Here is a 10,659-nt window from a genome sequence, read left to right as displayed (position 1 = left end):
ATCACTGAAGGTGATTTGCAAGGTTTGACCCTAGAAGTGCAGCAACAACTTGGTGGTGGCGTAGTGCGTACAATCGCATTAGGTACAACTGATGGTTTGCGCCGTGGTTTAGCAGTAGAAAATACTGGTAAAGCCATTCAGGTTCCAGTGGGTACGGCTACATTAGGTCGTATCATGGATGTATTGGGTAACCCAATCGATGAAGCAGGTCCAATTGGTGAAGAAGAGCGTATGTCTATTCACCGTGAAGCACCTACTTATGAAGATCAATCAAGTTCAGTTGAACTACTAGAAACAGGCATCAAAGTTATCGACTTAGTATGTCCGTTCGCTAAAGGTGGTAAAGTTGGATTGTTCGGTGGTGCCGGTGTAGGTAAAACCGTAAACATGATGGAATTAATTCGTAACATCGCTATCGAGCACAGCGGCTACTCAGTATTTGCTGGTGTAGGTGAGCGTACTCGTGAAGGTAACGATTTCTATCATGAAATGAACGAATCAAACGTACTAGACAAAGTATCACTAGTTTACGGTCAAATGAATGAGCCTCCTGGAAACCGTTTACGTGTTGCCTTGACTGGTTTAACCATGGCTGAAAAATTCCGTGATGAAGGTCGTGACGTATTATTCTTCGTAGATAACATCTATCGTTATACTCTAGCTGGTACAGAAGTATCTGCACTACTAGGTCGTATGCCATCAGCTGTAGGTTATCAGCCTACTCTTGCTGAAGAAATGGGTGTTCTACAAGAGCGTATCGCTTCAACTAAGACAGGTTCAATCACATCTATCCAAGCGGTATACGTACCAGCAGATGATTTGACCGATCCATCACCAGCTACAACTTTTGCTCACTTAGATGCAACGGTTGTATTGTCACGTGATATTGCGTCTTTAGGTATTTATCCAGCGGTTGATCCACTAGATTCTACATCTCGTCAACTTGACCCATTAGTTATTGGTCAAGAGCACTACGACACGGCTCGTGGTGTGCAATCTGTATTGCAACGTTATAAAGAGCTAAAAGATATCATTGCTATCTTGGGTATGGATGAGCTTTCTGAAGAAGATAAACAGTCTGTGTCACGAGCGCGTAAAATTCAGCGCTTCTTGTCACAACCTTTCTTCGTAGCAGAAGTATTTACTGGTTCTCCTGGTAAATATGTATCTTTGAAAGACACTATCAGTGGATTTAAAGGCATCTTAGAAGGTGAGTTTGATGACCTTCCTGAGCAAGCTTTCTACATGGTTGGATCTATCGAAGAAGCTAACGAGAAAGCTAAAAACATGTAATTTGTTTGCCCTGAAATGGTTATTTGCACAGATAAAGGCGTCAGAAGTGTTCACGTATAAATATACGATCCGCGCTTCCTCCTTTTTCTCTGCACAAATTCCTCATTTCAGGTCTAAACAAAACTATATGTTTAAGAACTTTATTGGAGGTTCATTATGGCAACGACAACAGTACAACTTGACGTAGTAAGCGCTGAAACCAGCATTTTTTCTGGTGAAGTAGAAGCTATCCAAGTAACAGGTAGTGAAGGTGAGTTAGGTATACATCCTGGCCATGCTCCTTTGTTAACCACTCTGTTACCTGGAATGGTGCGTTTAGTTCGAAACGGTGATGAAGAAAATATCTACATCAACGGTGGTGTACTTGAAATACAACCAGGTACCGTTACCGTATTGGCAGATACTGCTATTCGTGCTGAAGATTTAGACGAACAAGCAGCGTTAGAAGCGAAGAAACGCGCTGAAGAGCACATCGCCAACCCAGGTGCTGATTTTGATTATGCAGAAGCAGCTATCGAGCTAGCCGAAGCCATTGCTCAGTTAAGGTTAATTCAAAAACTGCGCAAATAGTCACTTCTGACAGACAAATTAAAACCCAGTACGATTTTTGATCCTACTGGGTTTTTTGTATCTATAAAGTTATCTAAAATTCATCAACTAAAATGGGTTGTATTGCCTTTGTTAAAACTGATAAATGTTCTTCAATAATTTTTAGGTGAACCTGATAAGTATTTTTTTGAACCTCACCACTTTGTATAAGTGTCTCAAGCGCTGTAAACGTTTGTTCTAAATCTTCCATCCCACAGTCGCTAACAGTAGGTAAAAATTTATATAAATGAATGAGTGCGCTATTAGTTTCTGAGTTATCTAGGGCCTCTTTTAGGTCATTAAAAGACTGTTCGGAGTGTTCAAACAGCCCGTAAATGCTTTTTAATAGCCTACTAACACTGTTGTTGTGGTTAATTATACCCTTCGCAATATCTACACCGGGTAATTCTAAACAAAGGCGTGTTAAGTTAAGTGCTTTGGGGAGTTCATAGGTGACTGCAATTTCATCGTCTTGTAATGCTGAATGTTCAATATCGGCGAATTTATCTCCGACAATATCAAAACCAAACGTACTCGCTGAGCCTTTTATCCTATGAGAAATTTCGCTTATTAAAAACAAATCTCTTTGCTCTAACGCTTTCTCAGCTTTTTCAACTTGTATGGCTAAATCTTGCTGATAATCTTTTACAAGTTGGTGCATGTCATTTGGATTAATAGGGTTGTCTACATCACCTTGTTTATCTAAATACTTTGAAAGTACCGTTATAAAAATTTGTCGTGATATTGGTTTGGCTAAATGATCAGAAAAGCCCAATCGCATATAATGCTCTACTTCATGTTTCATGTTGTTAGCTGTTAAGGCAACGACGGGCGTATAATTTCCAGCGTCTCTTATTTGTTTGAGCGCATCAGTACCGTTCATTTTTGGCATGTGAATATCAAGGAGCACGAGGTCAAATTTTTGATAAAAGACTGCATCTAATGCCTGTCTGCCATCTTCTACTTCAACTACATCTAAATTCATTCGTTTTAGTAGTATGGAAATAAGTTCTCGATTTGCTGGGTGGTCGTCGGCTAATAAAATCTTTTGGCCACTAAAGTTTGGTAATACTTCAGTTTTTAACGATCTTACAGGCGTGGATTGCCAAACTTCAGTTACGTTATTAATCCATTTCGAATCTTCAACTGTATGTACTTTTAATTTCAGGATAAAAGTAGAGCCTTTTCTAGGTATGCTTTCCACTTCAATATGGCCATTTAGACCCTTTGCTAAACGTTGGGAAATACTTAACCCTAAACCGGTTCCACCAGCTTTTTGATTGACAGAGTTATTATCTTGATTAAAAGGTTCAAATAACTTCTGTTGGTGATGTGAATTAATACCCATTCCAGAGTCTTTTACTTTTATTTGCAGATAATCGTCTTGAAAGCTAATAGATAAGCCTATAAATCCTTGTTCTGTAAACTTAATCGCGTTGTTAGTTAAATTGAATAGAATCTGTTTTAAACGTGTAGGATCGGTATATATTTTTGCGGGTAACGGATATTGGTAATCTAAATGAAAAGCGAGTCCTTTATCTCTAGCTCTTTTTCCTACAATGGATTCAATTTGAGCGAGTATAGAAAATAGATGTGTAGGTACAGATTCAAAATCGAGCTTATTTGCTTCAATTTTACTTAAATCTAAAATGTCATTTAGTACATTTAATAAATGGTTACCATTTTGCGCAATAATTTTTGTCACACGATCTTGTTCAGATTTATCTATGTCACCTAATAAAATTCCGTCCGCATAACCAATTATTGAGGTTAGCGGGGTACGAATTTCGTGACTCATGGTTGCCAAAAAACGCCCTTTTGTTTCATTGGCTTCAATTAAATCTGCATTAATGACTTCTAATTTGTGATTAGCTTCGGTTAATTCTTGAGTTCTCTTATCTACAGTTTGTTCTAAAGTATTGGCTAGTTCTATATTTTGTATAGATAATAAACGTACTTTAGCAGCGAGAGCATAAGCCAATAAAAGACTGTCTAAACAATTACCTAATAATCCAAGTAAATAGATATTTACATTAAACCCAGGTAATACGCCTAAGTTCATAAAATTACCGACCATATTTGGTAATACAACTGATAATAAGGCGAAAACAAAATATTTAGCTGGGGAATATCCTTTTATCCAGCAACGAATACCTGCATATAAACCACTAATTGACACGATAGATGTAAATATGGAAGCAAGGTATAAACCAATACCTTGGCTATAAAATGCGAAAGGTATTGTGATGACCGTGGCTATTGCTAATAGTTGAAAAAACTTAGCTAGTTTTGGTTCAGTTTGTTGTAAATTCAAAAATTGAATATTGAATAGGCAATAAAATACAGCCCCAATTAAATATGAGGGCATCAACCAGTTTTTGGAACTTCCTAATCCAATATATTCAGGAACGCCAAATACTGTCGCCCACCCGAGTGCGTAACTTAGTGTCGCCAGCGCGTAGTTTAAGTATTGTTTGTCTCTTGTTGTTGAAAAAATAAATAGATTATAAATACCAAGTGCTAAAGAAACACCTAAGCTAAGAAGCAAAATTACTTGTTCTAACTGAAATAATTGTTTTGCTTCTGCGTGAGGTTTAAGGAGTATTTTGATTGGCGCAAAGAAAAATTCACTTTCAAACAACATCACAACGGTTTTATGCTGATTCGGTAAAACTTGAATATTACCTCCGTAATGTAGCCCTTGTGGATTATCTAACCCATGTCCGGTATTGAAGTATTCAGCTTTATTATTCTTATTGAAAGTATGTATTTGGATCTTTTCAACTACAGAACCATAGGGGTATACAAACCAATCCACATCTTGAGTATCATTGAATAATTCAAAAACAACTACGTAACGATCACCTAAGGAATCGGTTGTTTGATGCGGTGTTAAATGACTTAACCAGCTTTGTAGTTGGGTTAAATATTCTGGTGGTGAACTTGTATTGTTTTTAAGAGAATAATACTTAACTTGTTTACTAATATTTTGATTATTGATTTCACTTAAATTTAAAGAAACTACTTCGTTCGGCGAACTAGCGATCGAAAATCCAATATTCACTACATAGAGCGTGAGTATGCACAGCACCAAGTATATTTTTTTCATAAAAAGCCTGAACATAATTAATTAGAATTCATATCGAATATCAAATCCAACTTGTCTAGCCTCACCCTTAAAGTCTTGCAACATGCCATATAGGTTTATTAAATCAAATTTAAGGTGGCTATACTTTTCGTCGGTTAAATTTTTAGCCCAGATGCTAGCAGACCAATTATCTTTATTCCAACTAACACGTGTATTTATGAGTAAATATCCATCTTGAGCTGATAACGGGTTTTGGTTTTGGTCGAAATAAAACTTAGATTGATAATCAGCATCTAGATGAAGTGTGATTAGAGCAGAATCGTATTCAATAACATAATTGGTTTGGGCATTGATATTTAGTTTTGATGTGAAAGGAAGCCGATTATTTTTTATCTCATTTCCAGCTTGGTCAATAAAAGAGGCTAAATTTGCTTTAGGTAAGATGCCAAGGGATAATTTTGTAGACAATGATGAGCTAAGTTGAGCATCAATATCCAGTTCGGCACCATAAATACTTGATTGGCCAACATTACTTAATAGCTGTAATGGAGGGGCTCCAGGTGTTATGGCAGACTGATTCATAAATACTTGCTGATCTTGGTAGTCATAATAAAAGGCTGCTGAATAAACCTTTAACCATGGCGCTAACTGGCTATGAAATCCAATTTCGTACGCATTTAATGTTTCTGCTCCATAATCGTTATTTTCTGCCTCGGCGGCTGAGCTAACCAAAGCTCCGTTGTATCCGCCACTTTTAACACCTCGTGAATAACTAATAAAGCCGGAATAATGTTGACTAAATTTATGTAATAGCGCTAGTTTTCCAGAAAAATTATCGTCTTTAATGTCATTAGCTACTTGCCAAGCAGGTATGGTTAATCCCGTTTGATCATTAACGAATGTTGTCAGATTTACATGTCCAAGGGCATTGTATTTAGTAGTTTCATCTGAATATCGCAAACCTGCTGTAATGTTTGTTTTTTCAGACAGAGGAAAACCTAAGTGGGAAAATATTGCAGCAGATTCGATTTCAATAGAATTGTCGTATAAAAAAGTGACGGCATTGCTGAATAACCCTTCTACAGAACGAAAATCTCGCAATAAGTCAAAGCGGTTATCTTGATCTAATTTTTCATTTATAAAATATAGACCGCCGATAAAGTATGCTTTATCTATTTCTTTATGAAATCTAATTTCTTGGCTAAAGGTATCGGTACTGACTTTTTGGTTACCTTCCCCTAATCTAGCTGGACTCGCATCACTATTGTAAAAGTGATTTCTGTCCAGATTCATATAATTGGATACACTGACTAAATAACTATTATCACTTAGTTTATATTCGGCCTTGACGTTAAACCCTTTTGAATCTGTGATATGTGGGCTTTTATCATTAATTTGATTATTAACCATTACATCATGAAAATTATCTGACCCATCATTAAAACTAAAGCTGTCTGAACAACTTGTTGTACCTGCTTCCTGCGAATCACAAAATGAGGCAGGTAAACCAGTGGATGGATCGAAGCTTTTTACGACTCCAATACTGCCCGCTGGGTTGACAATACCATCCCATTTACCCATATAGAGTTTTGTATCAATTGTAAATTGATCCCATTGGCCAAACAGTGAGAGTCTAGCGTGTGATTGTTTCATTTTCGCTTGAGGAGCGTCTGGCCATAGATTATTTGTTGAGTATTGGTAATCTTGATGGCTAAACGCAAAACGCGTGGCTAAGTGATTGGACAACTTTCTATTTAGAGCGCCTTCTGCCGATAAGTGATTGCGTTGGGCGAAGCCTAAATTTACATACCCAGAATCGTTCATTTGTGGTTTAACTGAGTTAATTAATATTGCACCACCGGTCGTATTTCGACCAAATAATGTACCCTGTGGCCCGCGCAATACTTCTATTGATTCCACATCAAATAAGTTTATAAGTTGAGAGTTTGCTGAAGCGCCAGCAGCACCATCTAGATAGATCCCTACAGGAGATTGTGTGGATGTATTGTAATCAACACTTCCAACTCCCCTGATGTTAACTGCTGGTGGTGTACCTTCCGCAGCATTTTGAGTGATCTTGAAATTGGGTGAAATTGCAGATAAAGCGGTACTGTCTTTCATTTTACGTTCAATTATAGACATGCCATTTACAACACTGACAGATAGACTTACGTCACGTATATCCTGAGGTCGCTTTTGTGCATTGATTTCAATAACTTCAATGTCATTCACTAAGGGAGGAGGCGCTTTTTCTTCTGCTAACACCGAAATGGTGAAAACACTCAAACAAACGAAAGTTAGGTACTTCAAATTTATCTCACTTACATTTACGGGTTTCCATACCACTCCGTAAATCGTTCAATATTCATTAATATCGAAAGAAGTTGCTTTGCTAGCAATAAAAAATATACAAAAACCAATACTAGTCTGCCCGCTTTTACATCAAAAGTCAGGCGCTTTATTGATTACTTTTTGTATGGTGAAAACCCATATTCTCCATTTATGTTTTCTGGGTACCCAGATATTGCACGAGAGGTTTCCATTCCTGCCATAGTTGCAGCTTCTACGCACCCTGCATTAACGCCTGTATTAATCCAGTCACCAGTGATATAAAAATTAGTAAACTGAGTTTCGTTTGAATTCAAACGGTATTGACTGCTGTTTTTAACTGACAAAACATATCGCTCTGAAGGGTCTACATTGCTTCTCCAATATTGGCTATTAAACCTTTCTTCCCCCTGCTGATTAGATTGGTCAGTTAAAACCGCCCAATTAAAATCGCCTTTTGATGCTACCTTTGGCCACAGGTTATACACGTCGTTTTTTAAATATGAAATAGCGTTGTCTTTAGCTTGTTGGGTCGTTTCTTTAGGAAAATTATGGTCACTAGCTGGCGGAAAATCAGTAATAGTTTGAGCGCTACAAAAGTAGGCTACATTTTGTGGTTTTATCCCTGCTGGCCATGCTTCTCTGCATAAAAGTTGATTCATAGCAGCCCATGTATCGTAGGGTTCCACAAAGCCACTTAAAATAGGTTGCTCGTTGTTCTCAGGGATGTAATCAAACCCAAGATCTGAATAATCTATATCTGTCCATACTTGAAAGGCTTGGGTCGCCACTGTTTTTATGTGCTGGCTACAGGCCTGTAATTTTGCGTCTAGAGTTAATAACTGGGGGCATATGTGATCGAGTCCACCTACAGAAATACCAAAAATGACGGTATCAAAATCATTGCCGAGAGTAAGCGTCTTTTGAGGTAACGGACGATGGAAATGTTTTTCATAAACATTTGGCCAATCTGTCCACATTGATTCAAGGTTAATATTATGACTTTGGAGTAATTGCGCCTGTTCGTCGACGATCTCGTTATAGTTAGGAGTAGACGGCCAACAAGGTAGCCCATCAACATTTACAAAAGGTTGGTATTCTTTTTGTTTTAGATCGACTTGTTTTGTAACACGTATTTTTTCAATTTTGGTGCCTGCTAGATTGGGAATAAGTTCATCAACTTTGTGGAAGTATTCAAACTTAACACCACGCTTTTTGAGTAATTCGTATATGGGTGAAAAAATCACATCTCCCATTCCTGCTTGCATTTTCCACATAATGCCGCCCTTGTAACACAGGGCAATACGTAACATTGCTAACAATGATACGCCCGCTTCTAAGTTTGGTTTTGAAAAATCTCCTCCTTCGTAACCAAATACTAAGTCATAAAACCCTCGAATAGGTGCTGAATTGACTGTGTACTTTTCGTTTGCTCCATGAAGGGTAAGCCACTCTTTAAAATCCCATTGGTTTAAATAACCAAACCCGTTGTGATAAACATCATCAGCAATGATCCCTTTAATACTGGTAATCGCCAAATCGGCACCAATAAATAAACGTCTTATTTCATCATTGTCATCAAGTAGCTCCTCAAATTCTTCTTCAAGCCACTCTTTTATCCATTCAATAAAACCAGACAGTGCATGTTGATGTTTAGTATGTTGTTTAATCGTATCTGGGTCGTCTATTTTTCTATCATGATGAGTGACTTTCCCTACAAAAGACGAGATTGTGCGATAAGCAGATTGAATATCATCGCCCCATTCTTCAATTTCCTCTTTTAAATCGTCTACTTCTTCTTGTACTTCATGAACTATGTGTGACCACCAACTATCGTGCTTTTTCTTAGGCTTAACTTTCTCTTTAGATTTTAATGTAGATACGTGTTTTTTACGTACCGTAATGAGCTGCCCAGAAAACTCTTTAAGCCAATAATAAATAAGTTGGATTAAATCCCAAAAACTAGGGTCTAAATCGCCATCGGCTGGGTTGCCAGGAATGGTAGGAAACTCCAATCCCCATGTTTCCCAGTTATCCTTAATAAACTCTTGCAGTGCAATAAAACTATGAGGCTTAAAAGCCTCATCAAATGTAGCCAAAGGCATATCGGCTGGACGGTTTAAATCGGTATAGACTTTTTGCATTGTTTTAAAAGAGTTAACATAGGCGCCAAACCATACATGTAAGCCATGTTCTTCAATCCGTTGTCCATATTCTGCGTTACGTCCGCTCGCGCCTTTCCCTCCTAATCGCCACCCCATTTGATAGACGGTTATGTCATATTTTGTCTGCCAGTCTGATTTTTCTGTTAGGTAACAGGCTGCTGTCATTGCCGATACGCCACCGCCTAAAATGGCAATTTTATTTTTATTGTTCATTGCAAAATGTCTCGTTTTATTAGTTGGTTTCGGCTAAAGGAAAAGCGGCTTCTTGGTCAAAATCCATAAGTATATTAAAAGGAAGTAAAGCTCTTTGTGTCCCCAGAGGAATACCAAATGCTTCATCTAACCTGAAGGTATCGACTTGGTGAAGAGTCACGTCATATTCGTGCCCGTAGAGTTCGGCACTGTGAATTTTTTTGATAATAGATGGGGAGTGTACAACTCCTTGGTACACCGCATTTTCACCTTTTCCATCGGGAAATTGCTTAAATAAAATTTGATCCATTTGTGGGTTTTTAAACCCGTCTAATAATTGTTTTAGGGCGTTTTTGTCCATATTAAAAAACGACTTTTCAGCACTAAGTAATGTGAATGCTTCTTTAATTAACTCTAAAAACTCTCCTATTTTATTGGATGAACCATCACTTACCTTTTTGACTTCCATAAGTAAATGTTTGGCCATTTTTGTGTCGGGAGTAAATGGTTGAAATGCATCTACGGAGATCGAAAAATTGTCAGAATCTGCTCCTATATCAGGCATAGTATAGTCACACATATACTTGTTATAGCCCCAAGTATTAATGCCATTAATCAATGCGTAAATGTTATTGACACAAATAAATGCTGGGTACCAGTAAACATGGTCTACCTTATTGTTAACCATTTTAGCGACAGGTAACCAAACGATAATGTCAGTTTCTTGCATTGACCCCTGTTCTGAAAATCCTGGTGCTAGAGAAGCAATGTTTTTTATATCGGTAAAGGTTAGAAGTACATATGGAGAAAGACTTTCGTAATTGCAGGTTTGGCTTGGTACACAATTTAACGTTTGATCTAAATAGGTTTGGATTTTCGTTGTGTTACCTTTTATAAAAAAACCATACATATTAGCGTTTGTCATTCTGCAAGGGGGCTTCGCAATAACATTACCTGGAAAACGAGAGAAGAGAGGGCGATTCGAAGAAACAGACATATATACAT

The 10,659-nt window shown here is 37.6% G+C and carries 6 protein-coding genes; 2 read left to right on the top strand and 4 right to left on the bottom strand.

Annotation, left to right across the window (positions count from 1 at the left end; all coding sequences use genetic code 11):
- Both atpD and ACSHXM_RS19190 read left to right on the top strand, forming a co-directional pair.
- On the top strand, nt 1-1,293 hold a 1,293-nt coding region (gene atpD / locus ACSHXM_RS19195; protein WP_435691543.1), incomplete at its 5' end, for a F0F1 ATP synthase subunit beta.
- Between the two features lie 156 nt (nt 1,294-1,449).
- A complete protein-coding gene (locus tag ACSHXM_RS19190) occupies nt 1,450-1,863 on the top strand; it encodes a F0F1 ATP synthase subunit epsilon (protein WP_435691541.1) in 414 nt (137 codons plus the stop codon).
- 73 nt (nt 1,864-1,936) lie between these two features.
- On the opposite strand, the gene ACSHXM_RS19185 is transcribed toward ACSHXM_RS19190, so the two are convergent.
- The 4 genes from ACSHXM_RS19185 to ACSHXM_RS19170 form a co-directional block, all read right to left on the bottom strand.
- Entirely contained in the window at nt 1,937-4,990 is a 3,054-nt protein-coding gene (locus tag ACSHXM_RS19185) for a 7TM diverse intracellular signaling domain-containing protein (RefSeq protein WP_435691538.1), read from the bottom strand.
- A 21-nt stretch (nt 4,991-5,011) separates the two neighbouring features.
- Nucleotides 5,012-7,279 carry a TonB-dependent receptor gene (locus ACSHXM_RS19180; protein WP_435691536.1) on the bottom strand — a complete coding sequence of 756 codons (2,268 nt, stop codon included), beginning with the start codon at nt 7,277-7,279 and terminating at the stop codon, nt 5,012-5,014.
- A gap of 155 nt (nt 7,280-7,434) precedes the next feature.
- Complete coding sequence (locus tag ACSHXM_RS19175; protein ID WP_435691534.1) at nt 7,435-9,675, bottom strand: NAD(P)-binding protein; 2,241 nt, start codon at nt 9,673-9,675, stop codon at nt 7,435-7,437.
- A gap of 19 nt (nt 9,676-9,694) precedes the next feature.
- The coding region (locus ACSHXM_RS19170) for an acetoacetate decarboxylase (RefSeq protein WP_435691532.1) at nt 9,695-10,659 on the bottom strand (965 nt) is incomplete at its 5' end.

The organism is Paraglaciecola sp. (assembly GCF_051252315.1).
Classification (GTDB): Bacteria; Pseudomonadota; Gammaproteobacteria; order Enterobacterales; family Alteromonadaceae; genus Paraglaciecola.
The sequence above is the reverse complement of the archived record's forward strand: the minus strand, read 5'-3'. Positions and strand labels throughout refer to the sequence as shown.